Below are 22,305 nucleotides of genomic sequence, written 5' to 3' on the forward strand. Positions count from 1 at the left end.
TTTTAGATTTAGCCCGCAAAATAAGGTTGTAGCAATATTGTTAATTCTTTGGGGGCCTTTGTTAAGCGATTGGTTTCACGGTTTACAAAAACCAAGATAGTCTCACCTGTGTGTACTAATTTCCCTTCAGTATTGAATATCTCGTAATTGAATACAACACGTGCTGATGGCATAGTTTGTAAGCTCGTTTTGATTGTCAACATTTCGTCATAAAGCGCTGGCGCTATGTATTTAGATTTGTTTTCATACACTGGCATCATAACACCAGAATCTTCCATTTCTTTATAACTAAAGCCTAAACTTCTCAGTGCTTCTACCCTGCCTATTTCATACAAACGGGCATAGTTGCCATAATATACATAGCCCATTTGGTCGGTATCGGCATAGCGAACTCGGTATGTGAACTCGTGAATATACATAAGAATTACGAAATTTTGAGGAAATTGGATGCTTTGATTTGGTATAAAAAGCACAAAGACTACAAAGTTGCCATGTATGCCATACTTTATAGTCTTTGGGTCTTTGAGTATTATTTTTTGGTACTATGAATATTGAGTTTATTCAAAGCATCTTGATAAATACGAGCATTGTTTAAATGATCTTCGAAGCTCTCAGCAAAATTATGATAGCCTGAAAAATCTTCTTTTGCACAGAAATACATGTATTTATGGTGCTCATAATTCAAAACAGCATCAATAGATTTCAAATCTGGCAAATTGATCGGACCTGGAGGCAAACCAATTACCTTGTAAGTATTGTAAGGCGATTTGATACTTGTCAAGGTACTATTTACACGTTTAATAGTAAAATCTTGGTGTGCAAAAACCACCGTTGGATCAGCTTGTAAAGGCATTTTAGCATTCAAACGATTCATATACACCCCTGCTACTCTTGGCTTTTCATCTGGTTTTTTGGTTTCGGCTTCTACAATTGATGCCATAATTTGCGCTTGAATTGGCGTCAAACCAATGGCTGCGGCCTTTTGCTTACGCTCTTCTGTCCAGAATTTTTTGTACCAACCGTGCATTGTATCAAAAAACTCATTGGGAGTAACCGTCCAATATACTTCGTAGGTATTTGGTAAAAACATACACATGATAGTCTCATTTGTAAAACCATATTTACGGGCTACAGTACTATCATTCAGCATATTGGCAAAGGTTAATGAGTCAAATTGAAAACGATTACCAATTTTATGCACCAAATCTTTCTTTAGACGGATATTATTGAAAGTCAGACGAATGGCATCTTGACGCCCTGCACGAAGCTTTTTCAATAACTCATAATTACCCATTTCAGCCGTAATCATATAACGACCTTCGTGCACATTTTCGTGAAACTTTAGGAGTTTGGCTAAAAACTTAAATGACAGCTCATCTCTTACAATTTTATGGGTACTCAAAGAGTCCCAAACTGTCTCGAACGTGGCTCCTTTAGGAATCAACAAAGCGAAACCTTTCTTTTCATCTACCTGATAATTAGGCGTTTTGGCAATTTGCCAAACATAATAAGAGAACATCGCCGCAAACAAAGCAACTGTAATAATCAGATAGCGAATGAGTTTGTTATTCTTTTGCATTTTTGATTTGATAAGCTATTTATCGAGTTAATCTTGAGATTGCTTTCTTTAAAATTTAATTCCAAAGCGAGTTGCCAAGGCATTTAGGTCATTAACAACAGGCTCCAGCAAATTAATTCCATTGGCTTTGCGTTCAGCCTCTAGTTCACGTTCGGGGTCACCTGGAATAATCACATTTTTCCCGTCTACCGCTGGCGCTGCTTTAAAACGATTGATCCATTTGTCCATATCAGCTTTAAACTCGTCGGCAGGTCTGAATCCATCAATACGCATCGCACCCAAAAAATGTCCTGTACCTTTTCCTACTTGTTCGCCAGCAGCCATAAATCCAGCTGTAGCAAAAGGCGGAACCCAAGGACCAAAATTGGCTCCAGAAAGTACACCAGAGAAAATATCTACAATCGCACCTAAACCATATCCTTTGTGAGACCCATGTTCGCGGTCGCCACCTAATGGTAACAATGCTCCTCCGTTTTTCACTGCATTGGCATCGTCGGTCGGATTACCGTCTTTATCTTGTACCCAACCAAGTGGCGCAGGCGCACCTTTACGTTGTAAAATCTCCATTTTGCCATAAGCCACCGCTGTAGTGGCAAAATCGGCTACAAATGGAGGATTTTCAGCAGCAGGAACAGCTACTGCAATAGGGTTTGTGCCCAATAACTTTTCCTTCGAAAACGTTGGAGTCACTAGAGGTGCGGCATTTGTCATAGCCCAACCAATCATATCCTTATGCAAAGCTTTCATGGCATGATAACCCGCAATTCCGAAATGATTAGAATTTTGAACCGAAATCCAGCCAGAGCCTACTTTTTCGGCTTTTTCCATCGCAATTTCCATTGCTTTGGGTGCTACTACCAAACCTAACCCTTTGTCACCATCTATAACGGCAGTCGAAGGCGTTTCGTGTACGATTTTGATAATTGGCTTGGGATTGAGTCGACCGTTGTCATACAATCGTACATAGCCACTTAAGCGAGCGATACCATGCGAATCTACCCCTCTTAAATCGGCTGAAATCAATACCTGAGATGCTAATAAAGCATCTGCTTCGCTACATCCAATCGACAGAAAAACCTGTTGGATAAATTCTTGTAATTGTGTATATTGAAAATTCATTATCTAAAACTTTGAATATTTCTTTTGAGATTTCTGATGCAAAATTACGAATAAATGTTCGTTGAATGACTCTATTTTGAAAAATCACTGATATTAGCCATCATCCTTATTTTGAAGACCTTGAAAAATATTTTGGTAAAAATCTTGCAAAAAACTTTAAAGACGGCACTTTTCGTTCTCTTTTTTTGTACTTGTTACAGCATTCTTGCGCAAAAAAACAAGTCACTAAAGTTAAGCTCCTTCAACAAGCCTGATACACTTTCGTTGAGTGTTGAGGAAAATCTTAGAATTAAAATACGACGTGATATAAAACATCATACCAAACGGGTAGACGATGAGCTTATTCACGAATATCGCTCAATAGCTATTCGAGTATATAATCCATGGTTGAAGACTTTAAACATTGTGGTCGGCGAAACTATCCCCAATATTAAAGACACTGATCTTGTTTTTGAAATGGAAGAAAACTCAGATGCTACCGTAGATTACAACAGAAATAAACTTTTATGGGACTTTTCACTCAAACCCAAAGAAGCCAAAACAATCATTTTAAGTTATCGAGTTCATTATCCAAAAGGCAAAACCATAATAGATATAAAAAATGTCTTTCAGATTCAAACGTATAAGCGCAAAGCTTTTTAGTTATTTTGTACAAGGTCTACTGTTACTAGCACCAGTTTATATTACGGGCTATATTATTTTCAACTTACTATCTTCACTTGACGAACATTTTTACTTTCATTTTCGGGGTACAGGACTCGTTGTGCTCTTAGCCATTATTATGATTGTGGGATTTTTGGGGTCTTCATTTCTGGCAGTACCTGTGCTCAGGATTTTTGAAGAAGGACTTTCCAGATTGCCCCTAGTTGGACTTATTTATTTCTCACTCAAAGACTTAGTAGAAGCATTTGTTGGCGATAAAAAAAAGTTTAACCAGCCTGTGCTTTTTACAATCAATAAAGAAAATGGCATCAAAAAAATTGGCTTTATTACCCAAAGCGATCTAAGTTTTTTATCCCTCGACGGCGATGTAATGGTATATTGCCCACATTCTTATGCCTTTTCTGGCGAAATGATGATTGTTCCCAAAAATAGTGTTATTCATTTGGATATTCCGTCATCGGACGCCATGAAAATGATTATTTCGGGTGGCGTATCTCTTACACAAGACAAGTAAAAGTATGGTTAACACGCCTTGTAAGTTTATCTTTCTATCTTAAAACAAGCTTAGAATACACCAATGGGTTTAATAAAACAAGCACATTTGAGTAGTTTAGAGTCTTTATTCTTTTTAACCTAAAAAAATTCCAATCAACTTTATGGATTTCATTCAAAACTTACACTGGAGCGTCTGGATTGTGATACTGATTGTGGGACTGGCAATCCGTGATATTCTACAGAAAAGGCATACCATTCAACACAATTTTCCTGTGATTGGGCATATTCGCTACATGCTCGAAAAAATCGGGCCCGAATTACGCCAATACATTGTGGCCAACAACCGTGAAGAATTGCCCTTTAATCGAGGAGAGAGAGCATGGGTATATGCTTCTTCCAAAAAAGAGAATAACCTACAGGGCTTTGGTTCAGACCAAGACTTTAATTCAGTAGGGTATATCTTTATCAAACACGCTATGTTAGGGCTAAAGCTACCCAAAGAGCATCCTAACTTGAAAGACCCAAGCGCTGTGCCTTGTGCCAAAACCATTGGTGAATATCACACTCGTAAGCGTCCGTACAAACCTTATTCAATTGTGAATATTTCGGGCATGAGTTACGGTTCGCTTTCAGCAAAAGCAATCGAATCTTTAAATAAAGGAGCTATCAAATTTGGTTGCTATCACAACACAGGCGAAGGCTCATTGTCGCCCTACCATAAATTTGGGGCAGATGTAATAGTCAATATTGGTACTGCATATTTTGGTGTACGTGACGATGATGGGAATTTTTCGATGGAAAAACTCATTAAAATGACGCAGGATAATCCATTTATTCGTGCTTTAGAACTCAAACTATCTCAAGGAGCAAAACCTGGCAAAGGAGGTGTTTTGCCAGCTTCAAAAATTACCCAAGAAATTGCCGACATACGTCATATCCCAATGGGAAAAGATGTTATTTCTCCAGCATATCATTCTGCATTTTCTACTATACCCGAAATGGTAGAGTTTATCGAGCAGATGGCTCACAATACAGGTTTGCCTGTGGGTATCAAATCGGCTGTAGGTAAATTAGAAATGTGGGAAGAATTAGCACAGTATATGGTCAAAACAGGCAAAGGTCCAGATTTTATTACAATAGACGGAGGTGAAGGCGGTACTGGCGCTGCACCTCATGCTTTTGCAGACCACGTTTCGTTGCCATTTACTTTTGCTTTTAGTAAAATTTATAAAATTTTTCAACGCTATGGGCTGGCAGACAAAATCGTATTTATTGGTTCTGGAAAATTAGGTTTTCCAGAAAAAGCCATGATGGCGTTTGCTATGGGATGCGATTTAATCAATGTTGGTCGTGAGGCAATGATGTCGATTGGTTGTATTCAAGCACAAGTGTGTCATACCAACCGTTGTCCAACAGGAATTGCCACCTCAAGCAAATGGTTACAAGGGGGTATCGACCCAGCTCTAAAAAGTGAGCGTCTTTATAACTACATCAAAACGCTCAACAAAGAAATGCTCGAAATTGCCCACGCTTGTGGCTATGAGCACCCGTCACAGATGACCATGAAAGATGTAGATATGGCTATGGGTGACAATAACAAAACTCAGTCATTAGCCACCGCATTGGGTTATGACAAAACTACGATTCCTTTCAAAGGTGTGTCAGAGTTATTGGCATCACCGTTTCTTGGAGGAAATAAGGCTACAAAATAAGCATTTTCACGCAGTTGGGGGCTTCCTTCCAACTGCGTCCTTCACTCATCACTTCCTATACTTCCTTATCACAAAAAAATTGAATTTACTGACTATTTTTACGTATTTTACACTTTCATTTAGTTTTTTCATCACTGAGTAAACTTCGTTCTTTCAGATACCTTAACAACTTAGTCACACACACGTTGTATTTATAACCAGTAAATAATAATTTATGTACACCCACATTAGAGAAGTAGTTTCGCAATTCGTTTCGGACTTTACGAAGGAGGAGTTAGATTTAATAGAAAAGAATTTTTATCCAAAGAAACTAGGCAAGAATGAACATCTATTACAAGTTGGAGAAGTTGCAAAGGAGGTGTTTTTCATTAATAGGGGTATCATGAGAAACTATGTTCCAGTTGTAAACAAGGGACAAATCACAAATTATTTTGCAGAGGAAAGTATGTTTAACACTTCGGCAGTAAGCTTTTTTACACAACAACCTTCTTACGAAGCTGTACAAGCGATTGAACCTTGCGATGGTCTTGCGATTCAATTTGAAGATTTACAAAAGTTGTATGACCGTTTTCACAATTGGGAAAGATTGGGTCGATTATTTTTACAAGCCATTCTGATTCAGCAAGATTTACGTTTGCGATGGTTTATCGAGAAATCCGCTAATGAAAGATACGAAGCATTTTTGCAAACCTATCCTCATTTGATGCAACGTATCCCACAGTACCATATTGCTTCGTATTTGGGTATTACGCCAGAATCGTTAAGTAGATTGCGTTCGAGAAGCCATAAAATTTCGACAGATAAAATATGAGAAAAATCTTCTGAAATTGACAAAACTCTCTGCACTTAAACAGTTTTTGACCGCACTGTTCTTATCAACGTGCGGTCTTTTTTTTGTGAGTGAACTAAAATCTTTTTAATAGAATTAAAAAGAAAAAACACTTTGATAAAACACCCAAAAGCCTTGAAAAAAATCGTTGCCATTGTTGGCAGTGCCAGCGCTAACTCTTCTAACTTGAGTATCATCAAATATCTTGAATCTATATGCTCGTCTAAAATTGAATTTCTGATTTTTGATGACTTAAAACGTTTTTCCCACTTCGCCCCTGAGCTTTCTGTTGAAAATACACCGACTGAGATAGTTCAGTTTCGAGAATCTATCATGCAATCAGATGGAGTTATTATTTGTACACCCGAATATGTTTTTTCGATTCCGAGTGGTTTAAAAAATCTTTTAGAGTGGTCTGTATCAACCGTGATTTTTTCGGATAAACCCGTTGGTTTAATTACCGCCTCAGCCAACGGTGCTAAAGGGCATGAAGAGCTACAACTAATTTTAAGAACATTAGGGGCTTCACTTCGTGACAACACTCAGTTGTTGATTCAAGGAGTAAAAGGAAAAATAGCGCCGGAAGGAGCTATAACTCATCAGGAGACGAAGAGATTATTGGAGGATTTTATGAAAAATTTCTTAATACCGAATTAGCATACACAGCGTTATCCATCAAGTCCACAATTTCCACTATCTTTGTGATATGTTATCTATTAATAATTTATCATTCTACTTCGGGAGTCGCCCGATGTATTATGAAGCCAACTTACACATCAAACCAAAAGACAAAATCGGTTTGATTGGGGCTAACGGAACAGGGAAATCAACTCTTTTGCGCCTTATCTCAGGCGAATATCAGCCAGATGGTGGAAACATTTCAAAATCAGGCAATTGCACTATCGGGTTTTTGAATCAAGACTTACTTTCTTATCAATCCGACGAATCTATCCTTTCGGTAGCTATGCAGGCTTTCGAACGCCAGAATTTCTTGCAAAAAGAAATCGACCGTATCCTGCACAAAATGGAAACGAATTACGAGGATAGTGATGTCGATAAATTAGCGAGAGTCCAAGACGAATTTGATGCCTTGGGTGGATATACTATGCAATCCGAAGCCGAAGCGATTCTGGAAGGTTTAGGGTTTACCACTGCCGATTTGAGTCAGCCGCTACGTACTTTCTCTGGAGGTTGGCGTATGCGTGTGATGCTAGCAAAATTACTCTTGCAACGTCCTTCGCTATTGATGCTCGATGAACCTACCAACCACCTTGACTTACCGTCGATTGAGTGGGTAGAAAACTACATCAATAATTACGAAGGCGCTATTATCGTAGTATCTCACGACCGTTATTTCTTGGATAATACCGTAAATACGATTGTGGAAGTAACAGGTGCCAAGTTGATTCCTTATTCTGGGAACTATACATTTTATGTGGAAGAAAAAGCCATGAGAAATGAAATCCAGAAGGGTGCTTATGAAAATCAGCAGGCCATGATCCGTCAGACTGAGCGTTTTATCGAACGTTTTAAGTCTAAAGCTACCAAAGCTCGTCAGGTACAATCACGTGTGAAATCATTAGCTCGTTTGGATGTAATTGATGATGTGATTGATGAAGCAGCAAAAGTGAATTTCAAATTCAACTTTGGTACTCAGCCTGGGCGTTTTATCATGAACTTGGAAGATGTAAGCAAAGCTTACGGTTCCAAGCGTATTTTGAGTGGTACTAATGCAGTAATCGAACGTGGTGATAAAATTGCCTTAATTGGTGCCAACGGAAAAGGTAAATCAACCGTTTTACGAATCATTGCAGGTACCGAAAACCTCGATGGCGAACGCAAGCTCGGACATAATGTAATTGACTCCTTTTTTGCACAGCACCAACTTGAAAGTTTGGATGTCAATAATACGCTTTTGGATGAACTAAAAATGGCAGGAACTGCCAAGCTAGAAACAGAATTAAGAAGCGTTTTAGGCTGTTTCTTGTTCACTGGCGAAGATGTCTTCAAGCGTATTAAGGTACTTTCTGGAGGTGAAAAATCAAGAGTAGCTTTGGCAAAGGTTCTGATTTCAGAGGCTAACTTTTTATTGCTGGATGAACCTACCAACCACCTCGATATGATGTCGGTGAATATCTTGATTCAGGCATTACAACAATATGAAGGTAGTTATGTGGTAGTTTCGCACGACCGTTTCTTTGTTTCTGAAATTGCCAATAAAATCTGGTATATCGAAGACGAACAAATCAAGGAATACCCTGGCACTTACGATGAATACGAAATCTGGCAAGCCGAGCGACAAGCCAATGCCGCACCTGCACCAGTAGAGAAAAAAGCAGAAGCACCTAAGGTCGAAGCGAAAACTCAAGTAAGTGATTTTGCGAAAAAAGAAGCCCAGAAACAAATCAAAAAACTGAATCAAAAAGTAAGTGATTTGGAAGATAAAATTTCGAAATTAGAAGAAAAGAAAGCTGATTTGGAACATCAATTGGGTGACCCTGCAATTTATAACGATAGTGCAGCGTTAGCCAAAGCAAATGCCTCATATCACGAAGTTCAACAAAATTTAGCACAAGCCAATCAGGATTGGGAATCTGCTATGATTGAACTAGAAGAGGTAGAAGCAAGCGTAAACTAAGGAATGATTCAGAGATTGTGTAAATTGATTTGAAACAGTCGCTCAATCATAAGCAGAACTGCATCAAGGATTTTAAGAATCATCTATTTCGGATATTAGATGTTGGATTTCGGAAGTGTAACTTACTGTATTTTGTAAAAAACATAGGTATTTCATTTCCGAAATCAGAAATCCGAAATTGCTTAATAATTCGCATACGCTACTAAATCACCATTTCCTCATTTACCAATACTCCGTTTATCTATGTCCAACATTATCCTATCTGCAAAGCCTGTTTTTGGTAAACACTTACTGAAAACAGGCTTATTGCTTTTGATAAGTTTTGCAGTATTTGCCCAAAAAGGTAAAACTTTGATTTATGACAATCAGATTTATGAGCCTTATATCAAAACGCCGCTCCTCTACCCTTTTGACGGTACCAATAACGTACAGGCGACTTTGAACCCACCAGTGATTGGCCTAAACAATAATCAAAACCTCAAACTAGAATTTGATTGTTTGAACCCTGCTGTCCAAAATTTTCGTGTAAAAATCTTTCATTGTAATGCCGACTGGCAACCTTCTACCCTCAACGAAATAGAATATCTTTCTGAATACAACGATATTCCGATTTATGATTATTATAATTCTTTTGCTACCAAAACTCAGTATAATCACTTTAGTCTGGTTTTACCTAAAGTGCGTGTTTCGGGTAACTTTATCGTGATTGTGTACAAAAATCGTAATGAAAAAGATATAGTTCTGTCCAGAAGATTTCAAGTGTATGATAGTCGAGTAAGTGTAGGCGGAAAAATCGTTTTTTCTAATGTTCCCGACAAACGTCGCACGCATCAACAGGTCAACTTTGCGATTAATTATTCAGGTTACGAAATTCTTGACCCAAAAAATGACTTAAAAATAATTATTCGTCAAAACTTTCGAGATAATAAAACCCTCAAAAATCTTCAGCCTTTTATGGTTGATAATTTTAATAGAAAACTAGATTATCAGTTTTTTGATGGCGAAAATAGCATCGAAGGCATTAACGAATTTCGCTTATTTGATATTCGAAGTTCACAACAAAAATTGGTTGGCATTTCCCATATTTTTTATGGAGAAAAAGAAAATGTTTTTGAACTGTTTACCGATAAACCTCAAAATGGATTGGCTTATGTGGACACAAAAGACTTTGATGGAATGTTTGTGATTGATAATTACGAAACCAATAAAGGCGCCACCGAAGCAGACTATGTGAGGGTCAGTTTTCAATTAAAAACTGATTCATTAATCAACAAAAAAGTATATATCCTTGGAGCATATAATGATTGGAAACTCAATGAAACTAATCAAATGCACTATGTACCCGAAAATAACGCTTACGAATCTTTTATTCAGCTCAAACAAGGTATTTATAATTTTCAGTATATTACTGTAGACAATAAGGGAATTATAAACGAACGTGATATTGAAGGTAGTCATTCACAAACTGAAAACTCGTATGAAATCTTTGTTTATCATCAGTCTATAGGTGGACGAGCAGATAGTTTGGTAGGTTATTCGCTTATCAAATCAAGGTAGAATTTTAGCAACCAAAGGCACAAAACCCATTATTTATTAAGTCCAAATTCACTCAATAATTATATCCGTCTTATGAAAAAACTTCTCATTATTTTAGGATTTGTTCCATTATTCCAAAGCTGTGTTAGCATGCAACCTAGCGGAGGATATGGAGGTACAGATAGTGGAAATAGTGGTGGCAATCAATATCCAAATCAAACACCAACACCCCAAAGGTCAAATACGAGTATTAGAATCAATAATGTTCGTCTGACTAATCAATATACCATTTTGGATATGAGTTTTAGAAACTCAGACCCAACTACGCGCGACCCACAAACAGGTCGTGTGAGTACTGTCCCTATTGCCATAAGTCCAGACTCTCGTTTGCTTGCCTCAAATGGGCGAGTATTTCGTTTTGTAAAATCTGAAGGAATCACCATTGCTCCACAAATGATGCAAGTATCTGCTCAGCAAGAAGCTAATTTTAGTGTATATTATGAAAGACTAAATCCAGGGATTGAGATTTTCGATTTATTTGAGTGTGAAGATAGCAATGGAACAGAATGTTGGAATTCCTACAATATTCGAGTGAGTAACCCTGCGACTTCACAGAATTATCCGCAACAACCTAACAATACCCAGACGTATCCAAATAATACCCCGACGTATCCGAACAACACGCCAAGTTATCCTTCGAATACACCTTCGATTCCAGCACCAAGTGGCTCAAACGGCACTCCTACCAAAAAACCAAAATCAGGAAAAGTAGGTGAAGTGGACAACAGTACTAAGCCTACTGAAGCAAACACTACTTTGGTAATGGGAATTGTGCGTGATGCCAAAAGCAAAAAAGCAGTGAGTGCTACTATTAATTTTGTACAGATAAATACAAATAAAAAGATAGATTCTACCCAAAGCTTTGTGAGCACAGGGATTTATCGCTCCAATCTGCCCGCTAATCAGTCTTTTGTGATTACCGCATACGCTAGAGGCTATGCCACATTTACCGAAACAATTGATTTGAGCAAATTGGCTATTAATGGAAAACTCAATAAAGATATTTACTTAAATCCGCTGGCTGTAGGTGATAAAATCACTTTGCAAAATATCAATTTTGAACTGTCAAAATCCGATTTATTGCCTGCCTCTTATGTTGAGCTAGACAAAGTAGTGACGATGATGCAAGATTTTCCACAAATGGAAATCAGACTCGAAGGGCATACAGACGTAGTGGGCGACCCAGATGCCAATCAGGAGCTTTCAGAGGAAAGGGTTGAGTCTTGTAAGAATTATTTAGTCAAAAAAGGAATAGCACCAGCTCGTATTCAAACAATTGGTTATGGTAGTTCAAAACCCATCATCAAAAGTGGTACTGAAGAACAACGCAAAGTAAACAGACGAGTAGAAATGAGTGTTTTGAAGATGTAAATCTGAATTATTTTATAGCTAATAAAAAAGGACAGCCCATATAGGCTGTCCTTTTTACATATAACTCAAAATTATATTCTAAACATTGAAGCGGAAGTGCATAATATCACCATCTGCCACTACATATTCTTTACCTTCCACGTTCATTTTACCAGCTTCCTTACAAGCAGCTTCAGACTTATATTGCTGATAATCAGACAATTTAATTACTTCTGCACGAATGAAGCCACGTTCAAAATCAGTGTGAATAACACCTGCTGCTGCTGGTGCTTTCCATCCTTTTTGGATAGTCCATGCACGAACTTCTTTCACACCAGCTGTGAAATAAGTAATCAAGTTCAACAAGGCATAAGACGCACGAATCAATTGAGAAAGACCCGACTCTTTCAAGCCATATTCTTCCAAAAACATTTGACGTTCGTCCAAATCTTCAATTTCAGAGATTTGAGATTCAACTGAAGCACAGATTACAATTACTTGAGCATTTTCGTCAGCTACTGCTGCTTTCAACTCCTCAACGTATTCGTTTGTACCAGATTGAATCGAAGTCTCATCTACGTTTGCTACATAGATTACAGGCTTATCTGTCAACAAAAACAAATCACCAATAGCTTCTTCTTTCAAATCAGCATCTAAGTCTTGTACTGTTCTAGCTGACTTACCCATTTCCAAAGTTGACTTGTATCGACTCAAAGCTCCTACAATTTGTCTTGCTTTGGCATCACCAGCTTTGGCTGCACGTTCAAATTTCTGTAATTTTTTATCCACTGACTCAAGATCTTTCAATTGAAGTTCAAGGTCAATAATTTCTTTATCAGACACTGGGTTAACACGACCTTCAACGTGTACGATATTATCATCATTGAAACAACGTACTACGTGAATGATAGCATCAACCTCACGGATATTTGCTAAAAATTTATTACCCAAACCAGCACCTTGAGATGCACCTTTTACCAAACCTGCAATATCTACAAACTCAATTACAGTAGGTAACACACGTTGTGGATTCACCAATTGTTCGAGTACTTGAAGACGTTCATCTGGAACAGTCACTACACCTACGTTAGGCTCGATGGTACAGAAAGGATAGTTGGCCGCTTCGGCTTTATTAGAAGAAATTGCACTAAACAGAGTAGATTTTCCGACGTTCGGCAAACCTACGATACCACATTTTAAACCCATTGAAGTTTTGTTATTGATAGAGCCAAGCGAAACTAATCAGTCTTGGCGTTTTAAATTCTTTGATTTTGGAGGTGCAAAGTTACATGAATATTCCTGTAACAACAAAAAGCCTCTGAAAAATCAGAGGCTAAGTCTTTTTAGAGAGCATACTAAGTAGAAAAGGTCAATAGTGTAGCAAGTACAGCGTCTTACATAGAGCTGCTCTCTTACGATTCATCATAGCTTGGGTACACTAGAATAAATTTGACCTAGCATTCAGTTTTCTGCTTACTCCCACTTTAGTTCACTACCAAAACCTTCGTCTTCTTCACGGTTGAACTGTGAAAAATCTACATCTGGCAACAGCTCATGCTTTACATGATCTACAGCTTCTCTTAAACCTTCCAAAAACTTATCGAAGTCCTCTTTGTACAAGAACATCTTGTGTTTTTCGTAAGCAAAGCCATCATCTTTTTGGTAGCGACGACTTTCAGTGATGGTAATGTAATAGTCGTTTGAGCGAGTTGATTTCACATCGAAGAAATACGTCCTTTTCCCCGCTCTAATGCGTTTTGAAAACAATTCTTCTCTTTCTCTTTCTTCCACTGTACTATTAAAATTTAGGGTTTATGGATTGGTAAAAGTAAAAATTTTATTGATTCTAACAAAAAAATCGAATAAAATAAAATTTGCATTTTGGACTTTTAAACTAAATATTTATCAATAAAAATATAACAAAACCAATAAATATTTTTATTTTGATTCCAAAAAGCATAGATTTGTGATTAGCGTCATTTGTATGTAATAACTAACTCGTTGACGCATATTCATCAAGTATATACTAATCACTTACAATGAAGAAACAACACTTTGGAATTCTCAAGATTTCGTTGATTCTATCTGTAGCCTCCTCTGCAAGTGCACAAAAATTAGGCGACGAATCTTATGGAATTGCCTCTTTTTATGCTAATAGCTTTTATAATAAACCGACATCCACTGGAGAGATTTTGAAAGAAAATCAGTACACAGCGGCACACATGACCCTACCCTTTGGTACCATGTTGGAGGTGACAAACCTATCCAACAAACGTTTCGTGATTGTACGTATCAACGATCGTGGACCTTACAAGCCTGGCCGTATAATTGACCTCACTGAGAATCCTGCTAAGTGGCTCAAAATGAGAAAGGATGGCTTGACAAATGTGCGCCTAAAAGTTGTAGGTTTTGACGGAGATATAATGCTTGAATCTTATGATTCTTTAAGAGTAGTAGCAACACCTAAATTAGAATCTAAATATTATCAAAAGCCGATTTTACAACACTCTAAATACTACCGTTTACGAAAAAATTGGCACAAACGGAAATACCCTCATCTTAAAAAAAGACGTTTAAAAGTAAACTCTTATCTACGAAAATTAGCTAGAAATAGAAAAAACGAACAAAAAACTAAGTCAAAATAAGATACTCCTAATTAAGAGTATTACAGACATCTAGTATATTATTTCAGACAATTTCAATACGATTTTATACGTTTAGCACTTTGTTGTTAGTTGATTTTACTATAGCGAACACAGCATTGCATTATAAGATTTTTGCAGGATAAAAATTGTAAATTTTAAAGAAAATGATTTTTATCTTTATTAAACTTTTTTTAGAATTCAGGTTCATTAGGGTATTTCACTCAATTTATCTTTTTTTAATATGCCTTTTTAGACTTTTCTTCTAAATGGATATGCCATGCCAAGAAAGTTTGTAAATTGGCATAATATTGGACTACTGCCTCTTATACAACAGAATTATGGATTTAGCAAAAATCAGAGAATACGGAAATATTGAGTTCTTAGCCAAACAAATGGTTGAGGGGTTTATCACAGGTCTACATAAGTCTCCATTTCATGGCTTTTCGGTAGAATTTGCAGAACATAGACTATACAACACTGGTGAGAGTACTAGGCATATTGACTGGAAAGTTTATGCCAAAACTGACCGCATTTATACCAAACGTTATGAAGAGGAAACCAATTTACGATGTCATCTATTGATAGATACCTCTTCGTCGATGTACTATCCTGTACCAGGTTATGGTAAAATTACTTTCTCCATTATGGCAGCTGGTGCGTTGGCATATATGCTGCAAAAACAAAAAGATGCTGTTAGTTTAACGACTTTTTCTGATAAAGTAGAGATTCAAACGCCAATAAAATCAACGCCAACGCATATTCACAAGATACTTTTGGATTTACAGGAGTTGATGCAAAAACCTGATGCCTCCAAAAGCACAGGAGTCGCATCCGTGATTCATGAAATTGCAGAGAAAATTCACCGTCGTTCGTTGGTAATTCTATTTAGTGATATGTTTGACAATATTACCGAATCAGAAAAGCTGTTTTCGGCACTACAACACCTCAAACATAATATGCACGAAGTGTTAATTTTTCATGTGACCGACAAAAAAACAGAGTCGGATTTTGCTTTCGAAGACCGCCCTTACGAATTTATTGATTTAGAAACGAATGAAAAGATCAAGCTTAATCCAGCACAAGTAAAAGACGATTACCAAAAAACTTTACAAGGTTTTTATCATGACTTGAAACTCAGATGTGGGCAATACAAAATTGATTTTATTGAAGCTGATATAGCACAAGGTTTCGAACAAATTCTTTCAGCTTATTTGGTTAAACGAGCCAAAATGAGATAGCTCAACCATAAACAATACGGTATTTTACTATAATGTTTATTTCCATTTGTATATTCACAAAACTCAATGATTATGAGGAAACAAACATTTACAAAAGCTAAAAAACAAAACTGGAAACCACTAAAAAGTGTAACGCCAGTTCAAATTTCTACTAAAAATATAGAAGGGGTGAAAGTAATCGCTGCCAATACTGACTCTAAAAAATTAGTCATTGCCTAACAAAATATCTAATCTACCCTAATGTGTATTAATACAAAATAAAAATGCATTCATACACATTAGGCTGTAAGCCATAGCCATAAGGTTTACTTATTTCGTCAGAAATACTTTTTGACTTTTAGCCTAATGCATAAAGCCTAAAGCTTAATGCGGGTAAAATTATTTTAATTTTGCCCACTAACTTACTTTCCTAAATACTTCACTATGATTTGTTCCATATCCTCAATCGCTAGATTTCCCTTACCTACAACTCTTTTCTCTTTATCCAGAATATATATCGTTGGAGTATATTGGGCATCAAACTCTTGGTAAAAGCTTATTTCACCAGTTAGGTCTATTACATTAACAAAGTCGTAGGTTTGATAACGTTTGATAAACTCTCCCCAGGTATCTAAATCATTACCAAAAATTGGTGCAAATATTACTAAGCCTTTGTCGGCGTAGCGTCTTTGTAATTGTAGTAGCTGTGGCGTAAAAATCTTACAATGCGCACAATCTGCCGCATAAATATACAATATCGTACAAGGAGCTTTTTGAGCATATAAAGTCTGTTCTTTTCCAGCTAAATCTGTCAATTTTACATCTGGTATTTTACTCCCTATTAATAGTTTTTCTAGATAAAAGACTCTTTCTTTGACTAATTTGATGGTACTTTCATCCCATAGTTGTGGTTCTTGCAGATAATACTTTTTCATCATATATACAAAAACAGCATCGTGACCCATGGTTTTGCTTGTCTCGAAAAAAGCCGTTGTCTTAGTAATCAAATACTTTCTCATGGCAATATTTCGCCCAGCTTTTTCGACAACACTACGTGATAAAGCTATTAAAGAATCTATGGGTAAATAGGCCAGTGGTTCAAAATAGCTCGCTACATTTTGATAAATATAAGGTGTGCGAATCATTCGGTCGTCAGTTAAATCAAAATTGTCAAAAAAATGATTGACGAAAAACTTATTAGACCAAAGTGGGTCTTCTTCTCCATTAGGTAGCTTAGGAGCTTGAGGCAAATCCATCGGCATAGTAGCCTTTATTAGCTTGGAGGCAAAAGTACCTGCAAATGCTGTGACAAACTTTTTACGATATTGTTCTAATTCGTATTGGATAGCATACTTTTTATTCATTGAAGCTGAGTCTGATTTAGCTTCTAATGAGGCTATTTTAGCACCTTCTTTGACTATTTTCTGTTGGTAACTATAAAATAAATCGTTTTCTCTCGAACCTGTAAACTTAATAGAATTTACAATATCTTTAGCGTCTGTTTCAAAGGAGAAATGTTGTTCCACAACAAGAATATCGATACTTTTCCAACGTCCAATCATCAGATTATATAATCCAGGCTCTAAGTTTTGTTTTGCCTGAAATACCACTACTCCATTGGCATTGACTTTAGCAGAATCCTGTACATAATTTACATCTTCATAATAATAGGTTAAATAACAAACAGAATCGCGGAGGTTTTTAAATTTTGCCTCGATACGATATTGGGCAAAAAGGTGGCTAGATAAACAGACAAATAAAATGGTTAGTAAGTAAATATATTTCATAAAACTAGTGATAAGTATGGTTGAAACGGAGTTGCTAATACTGCAGCCTCCAAAAATAACAAATGGCACAGCTTGGTAGGCTGTGCCATTCGAATTATTTTTTAATATTTTGTTTTTTATGAAAATCTATAAAATCTTCGATTTGTTCAAGAGGTAACCTCTTGGCTATAATCTTTTTGTCTTTGTCCAATACATAAATTACAGGTGTAGCATATACATCAAAGAAGTTTTTAAAATCGGTATAATATTCTTCTTTGCCCGTCTGAGGATTTTTATGAATATCTATCCCGTTGATCATTGGCTCAAATTTAAACTCTTTGATAAATTTCTTCCACTTGAGCGAGCTACGGTCAATAGATGCTGCCAATACTCTGATATTTTTCTGCTTGAGAGCTGGATACATTTTCGCCAATTTTGGGGCAGATTCTCTACAATGGCTACATTCTGGGTCATAAATAAATACTACGGTATAATCAGCAGGGATACGACGAATATCAATTTCTCTTCCAAGGGTATCAGTCAAATACATATCAGGAAAAGGCTTGCCATTTAGGAGCGGTTTTACGATTGCAATTCTTTCCTTCATTTTGCGCACTGTGCTGGTATCCCATAAAGCTGGCTCTCCAATGTAGTATTTTTCGGCCATGTGAACAAAAGCACCGTCTACACCCAAAATTTTAGGATTTTCGTACGAACTTGTAATTTTATAAATCGTATAACGACGAATATCTCTACCTTTTACTTTTGCCAAGATTTTATCAGCCTCAAGCGAAATTGAATCAGCGTGTTGTACTGTCAAATCTTCGAAGTATCGTTCTAATTTCTTTTGATAAAAAGGTGTTCTCATCAAACGTTCATCGCCTAAATCAAAGTTGTCCCAAAAATGCGACTTATAGTAAGAGAACTGAAACTGATACATCGCAGCCGAATCTGCTTTTGTCACCATAGGCTTGCCATAAGCTGGCACTTCAGGTTCTTGGGCGGCTTTAATCAATTTTACTACAAAAGAACCTTTATTTTGCTCTAACCAAGTCTTTTGAAAAGTTTCAATCTCAGCTTGTTGCTTTTTAAATGCAGCCTCAGATACTACATCTTTTTTCTGGCGACGTACCGCATCTAGTTGTTTGAGTTTTTCAAACTTTGATGACATTTCTTGTTGAAATCCAAAAAACATTTCGTTTTCCTTCGAGCCAGTCACTTTCATTTTACCAATCAGATTGGTTGTATCTGTTTCAAAAGAAAAATTGGTATTACCAATCACAATATCCAAATATCTGCCTTTGGGTAAAGCAATTAAATACAAGCCTTCTGGTAATTCTTTGGTGCCTTTAAAATGAAATTGTCCATAACTATCTACTTTTGCAGTATCTTTTATTACTTGCTGATTGTACCCAAAGTAGTGCGCAAGAAATACAGTTGTATCTTTAATACCAGTAATTTTTCCTTTGATTGAAAAACTGCTGGGTGTTTGAGCAAAGCTTTGTGTACCAAACAATAGGACAAGAAGGAATAGAAAAATTTGTTTAGAATAATGCTTCATTGTATGTAATTAAGATTGAGATAACAATTTATGTAAGTTAAGATTCAGTGTCATAAGTATTAGTGCTGAATTGTGAATGTAAAATTTTAATTATCAATACTTTACATCTCAAATTCAATTTTATGGCTTTCTACTTTCAGCTATAGGCTTTCGGTAAAACATTCCCTATGAATTCAAAAAGATTTTTTGCTTAATACCTATGGCCTAGAGCGTTTTAAGGCAATTTTATTTTGCATTAATCTTTAATAAAGAACCGTTTTAAAGAATATGATAATCAGTGGACATTGAGTTTTAATATGTTTTAAAAATGTAACCAAATGCTTTTTGTACAAAATATTACAACTATAAATTGTAACATGTAAGAACAAGGGTAATTGTTGTAATATGCCTAAAGCACTTGACCATTTCGTCTATTTTGCTTTTGAATTTACAAATTTATCTAAACTTCCTTTCCAATGGCTAGGATATGTATCAAATACTTTCAAATTTATCTGTAAGACACTTTTAGCCCTATCAAACGATGTTTTTTATCCTTTCAAAACTCTTGTTTTATATATTCATGCCCATTAGTCTGATTACGATAACGCTTGTCTGGGGCATTATCACCAAATCCTTAAAGCTTAAGAAACTACTTCTTTTGACAAGCTTGGGAATTATCCTCATTTTGGGCAACAGCACGCTCGTCAATTGGGGATATCATTTATGGGAAACTCCTCCCCCAGTCAGTCCATTCGCTCAACGATACGATATTGGAATTATTATTTCAGGAGGTATGATGATGAATCGTATGAGTGCCCAAGAACAGATTTTTACAGGAAAAACTGCCGATAGATTTCTTCAACCTTTGCGAATGTATAAAAGAGGATTATTGAAAAAAATTATCATTTCGGGTGGTGATGTTAGCATTAATCCCCTCAGCAATGAACATGATTCAGAAACTGCTAAAACGCAACAAATTTTAGTAGAATTAGGGGTAAAACCCGAAGATATTTTATTGGAAACTAAAGCGCGCAATACACGAGAAAACGCCCTCTATTCTGCACAAATCATTCGTTCTTTTCCCGAAATAAAGACAAGTATCTTGTTTACCTCAGCCTTTCATGGCCGAAGAGCTATAGGTTGTTTTCAAAAAGCAGGCTTAAATACCACATTGTATAGTTGTGCAATACGAGCTGTAGACATAGGATATACGCCTGATACGCTTTTCATACCAAGTGAACAAGCCTTGGCTGAAGCTTATCAATTAATCCATGAAATAATAGGATATTGTGTATATAAAGCAATGGGGTATTGCTAAAAGAAAGGACAAAAATAATGAAGGTCACTATCAACTTTTGAGTGAAAAGTATATAGTGAAAATTCACTACCACTCTTCACCCGAAAAATTTTATTTTACAGAAAAGACTGTAAAACTTTATTTCAGTATTGCTTGGCTAGAGCTTTGGCACAATGCCATGAGCTCTAGTTTTTGATTTAGAATCTTATCGAAGAATCGATGCCATTCTTAATAAATCACTATTAATCACTTTTTTCTTTGTGATAGTATCGTGGAAAGGTGTGTAAATCAATTGATCATTTACAATACCAGCCATCACATTTTTTTGTCCGTTCAACAGACCTTCCAATGCACCAAGACCCAAACGGCTTGACAAAATACGGTCATAAGCAGTTGGACTACCTCCACGTTGAATGTGACCTAAGTTGGTTACACGAATATCAACAGGCACATCGATTGTTGCTTTGATTTTTTCTGCAACCTCAGCAGCATGACCTTCTTCGTCACCTTCTGCTACTACTACGATTGATGAAGATTTTTTTCTTTCAAAACCTGCCTTCAATACAGACACTACGTCGTCGATAGTTTGTCTTTCTTCAGGAATCAAGATAGACTCTGCTCCACCAGAAATACCAGACTGTACAGCGATATAGCCCGAATCACGACCCATAACTTCGATAAAGAAGATACGATCATGAGAATCGGCTGTGTCACGGATTTTGTCAATAGCATCCAAAGCTGTATTTACAGCAGTATCGTAACCAATTGTATAATCAGTACCATACAAATCGTTATCGATTGTACCAGGTGCACCAACAGTAGGAATTTGAAATTCGTTGAAGAAAATCTCTGCCCCTGTAAAAGTACCGTTACCACCAATCGCAATCAAACCATCGATACCATGTGCTTTTAGCTGATCATAACCTTTTTTACGACCTTCGGGAGTCATAAACTCTTTTGAGCGAGCTGATTTCAAGATAGTACCACCACGCTGAACGATGTTACTTACTGATTGAGAATTAAGAGGAATGATATCACCTTTGATCATTCCGTTGTAGCCTCGGATTACTCCGAACATCTCTAGGCCATAATGTAAACCTCCACGTACGACAGCTCTAATACAAGCGTTCATGCCCGGAGCATCACCCCCAGAGGTAAATACTGCGACTCTTTTCATATAGACAATTTATTATTTTTAGTCGGTTAAGCTAAATCCCAAATATTATTTGCTTTTTATGCAAATCACTGCAAATTTATTGCTTAAAAATGACGTTTCGAATCATTTTCGCAAAAAAATAGCGCAAACAGTTGCAAAAGCTCCAATTATATTATTTTTCCAATTTTTTGTATAATTTTTTCACTTCAAAAATAATACACTTAGAAATATCCAAGACCTCACTTAAAATTATACAACAATTTTACGAGTATTTTTTGACTCTAAAAAAAATCTCTTCATTTATCCCTAATCATTATTCGATTTATCCAAGAGTTCTTACATTTAGAAATTATCTCAAATTTCGTGTGTGTTTAGGGCATAAAATCATAGTTTTACTTTTACGAGTACAAACATTTAATCGTTTAATCAAAACGTTTTTACAAAGTAACGGACTAATTAACGAATTTTGTCTTGAATTGGAGGTTAGAATAAAATTAAATTATCAAAAAGAAACAAAAACGGCTTTATAAAATCATCATACAATAATGGTTCTTTGTTTGGAGTTTAATAATCAGTTTGTCAAAATCCAAGTTCTTTCAAAAATATTAAACTAACCTTATTAAATTTGCACCCACACTAAGCTATTATATTTTTTGTATCCCTCTCACCTTTATCCGATACCCATATAAATCAAATATTGAAA

General features: G+C 36.3%; 20 protein-coding genes. 12 read left to right on the forward strand and 8 right to left on the reverse strand.

All coding sequences use genetic code 11. The annotated features are described in order from the left end of the window. Positions 1–8: 8 nt before the first annotated feature. The 3 genes from QM491_RS06880 to QM491_RS06890 form a co-directional block, all read right to left on the reverse strand. Positions 9–419, reverse strand: a complete 411-nt coding sequence (locus tag QM491_RS06880) for an acyl-CoA thioesterase (RefSeq protein WP_283326618.1) — start codon at positions 417–419, stop codon at positions 9–11. A gap of 110 nt (positions 420–529) precedes the next feature. Next, the gene (mltG, locus tag QM491_RS06885) at positions 530–1,579 is read right to left on the reverse strand and encodes an endolytic transglycosylase MltG (protein ID WP_283326620.1); all 1,050 of its coding nucleotides are present in this window, start codon (positions 1,577–1,579) and stop codon (positions 530–532) included. A gap of 48 nt (positions 1,580–1,627) precedes the next feature. Next, on the reverse strand, positions 1,628–2,698 hold the full coding sequence (locus QM491_RS06890; RefSeq protein ID WP_283326622.1) for an Ldh family oxidoreductase: 1,071 nt from the start codon (positions 2,696–2,698) through the stop codon (positions 1,628–1,630). 144 nt (positions 2,699–2,842) lie between these two features. On the opposite strand from QM491_RS06890, the gene QM491_RS06895 reads away from it, so the two are divergent. From QM491_RS06895 to QM491_RS06930, 8 genes are all read left to right on the forward strand, one after another. Beyond that, complete coding sequence (locus QM491_RS06895) at positions 2,843–3,340, forward strand: DUF4139 domain-containing protein (RefSeq protein ID WP_283326624.1); 498 nt, start codon at positions 2,843–2,845, stop codon at positions 3,338–3,340. Continuing rightward, on the forward strand, positions 3,300–3,875 hold the full coding sequence (locus tag QM491_RS06900) for a DUF502 domain-containing protein (protein WP_283326626.1): 576 nt from the start codon (positions 3,300–3,302) through the stop codon (positions 3,873–3,875). Before QM491_RS06895 ends, QM491_RS06900 begins: the two co-directional genes overlap by 41 nt. Before the next feature lie 142 nt (positions 3,876–4,017). Next, positions 4,018–5,568, forward strand: a complete 1,551-nt coding sequence (locus tag QM491_RS06905) for an FMN-binding glutamate synthase family protein (protein WP_283326628.1) — start codon at positions 4,018–4,020, stop codon at positions 5,566–5,568. A 214-nt stretch (positions 5,569–5,782) separates the two neighbouring features. After that, complete coding sequence (locus QM491_RS06910; protein WP_283326630.1) at positions 5,783–6,379, forward strand: Crp/Fnr family transcriptional regulator; 597 nt, start codon at positions 5,783–5,785, stop codon at positions 6,377–6,379. Between the two features lie 153 nt (positions 6,380–6,532). After that, positions 6,533–7,054 (forward strand): NADPH-dependent FMN reductase, encoded by a 522-nt coding sequence (locus tag QM491_RS06915; RefSeq protein ID WP_283326632.1) that lies wholly within the window; start codon positions 6,533–6,535, stop codon positions 7,052–7,054. 49 nt (positions 7,055–7,103) lie between these two features. Continuing rightward, entirely contained in the window at positions 7,104–9,035 is a 1,932-nt protein-coding gene (locus QM491_RS06920) for an ABC-F family ATP-binding cassette domain-containing protein (protein WP_283326633.1), read from the forward strand. 243 nt (positions 9,036–9,278) lie between these two features. Continuing rightward, complete coding sequence (locus QM491_RS06925) at positions 9,279–10,592, forward strand: type IX secretion system plug protein (protein WP_283326635.1); 1,314 nt, start codon at positions 9,279–9,281, stop codon at positions 10,590–10,592. A gap of 72 nt (positions 10,593–10,664) precedes the next feature. Next, positions 10,665–12,002, forward strand: a complete 1,338-nt coding sequence (locus tag QM491_RS06930; RefSeq protein WP_283326637.1) for an OmpA family protein — start codon at positions 10,665–10,667, stop codon at positions 12,000–12,002. Between the two features lie 78 nt (positions 12,003–12,080). Here the strand turns inward: QM491_RS06930 and ychF are convergent, their stop codons facing one another. Both ychF and QM491_RS06940 read right to left on the reverse strand, forming a co-directional pair. Continuing rightward, on the reverse strand, positions 12,081–13,187 hold the full coding sequence (gene ychF, locus QM491_RS06935; protein WP_283326639.1) for a redox-regulated ATPase YchF: 1,107 nt from the start codon (positions 13,185–13,187) through the stop codon (positions 12,081–12,083). Between the two features lie 267 nt (positions 13,188–13,454). Next, positions 13,455–13,772 carry a DUF3276 family protein gene (locus QM491_RS06940; RefSeq protein WP_095163185.1) on the reverse strand — a complete coding sequence of 106 codons (318 nt, stop codon included), beginning with the start codon at positions 13,770–13,772 and terminating at the stop codon, positions 13,455–13,457. Positions 13,773–14,020: 248 nt separating this feature from the next. Between QM491_RS06940 and QM491_RS06945 the strand changes: the two genes are divergently transcribed. The 3 genes from QM491_RS06945 to QM491_RS06955 all read left to right on the forward strand — a co-directional run bounded on the left by QM491_RS06945 (position 14,021) and on the right by QM491_RS06955 (position 16,083). Continuing rightward, positions 14,021–14,626 carry a septal ring lytic transglycosylase RlpA family protein gene (locus QM491_RS06945; protein ID WP_283326642.1) on the forward strand — a complete coding sequence of 202 codons (606 nt, stop codon included), beginning with the start codon at positions 14,021–14,023 and terminating at the stop codon, positions 14,624–14,626. Between the two features lie 338 nt (positions 14,627–14,964). Then, entirely contained in the window at positions 14,965–15,864 is a 900-nt protein-coding gene (locus QM491_RS06950) for a DUF58 domain-containing protein (protein ID WP_283326644.1), read from the forward strand. Positions 15,865–15,936: 72 nt separating this feature from the next. Beyond that, a complete protein-coding gene (locus QM491_RS06955) occupies positions 15,937–16,083 on the forward strand; it encodes a hypothetical protein (protein WP_283326645.1) in 147 nt (48 codons plus the stop codon). 182 nt (positions 16,084–16,265) lie between these two features. Here QM491_RS06955 and QM491_RS06960 read toward each other — a convergent pair whose 3' ends face one another. Together QM491_RS06960 and QM491_RS06965 are read right to left on the reverse strand one after the other, a co-directional pair. Further along, positions 16,266–17,630 (reverse strand): TlpA family protein disulfide reductase, encoded by a 1,365-nt coding sequence (locus QM491_RS06960; protein WP_283326646.1) that lies wholly within the window; start codon positions 17,628–17,630, stop codon positions 16,266–16,268. A gap of 94 nt (positions 17,631–17,724) precedes the next feature. Further along, the gene (locus QM491_RS06965; protein ID WP_283326647.1) at positions 17,725–19,170 is read right to left on the reverse strand and encodes a DUF4369 domain-containing protein; all 1,446 of its coding nucleotides are present in this window, start codon (positions 19,168–19,170) and stop codon (positions 17,725–17,727) included. 520 nt (positions 19,171–19,690) lie between these two features. On the opposite strand from QM491_RS06965, the gene QM491_RS06970 reads away from it, so the two are divergent. Then, positions 19,691–20,467, forward strand: coding sequence for a YdcF family protein (locus tag QM491_RS06970; RefSeq protein ID WP_283326648.1), 777 nt, complete (start codon positions 19,691–19,693; stop codon positions 20,465–20,467). A gap of 184 nt (positions 20,468–20,651) precedes the next feature. Here QM491_RS06970 and pfkA read toward each other — a convergent pair whose 3' ends face one another. Next, the gene (gene pfkA / locus QM491_RS06975; RefSeq protein ID WP_283326650.1) at positions 20,652–21,623 is read right to left on the reverse strand and encodes a 6-phosphofructokinase; all 972 of its coding nucleotides are present in this window, start codon (positions 21,621–21,623) and stop codon (positions 20,652–20,654) included. Positions 21,624–22,305: the final 682 nt, after the last annotated feature.

Source organism: Flectobacillus longus, from assembly GCF_030056705.1.
GTDB classification, from domain to species: Bacteria; Bacteroidota; Bacteroidia; order Cytophagales; family Spirosomataceae; genus Flectobacillus; species Flectobacillus longus.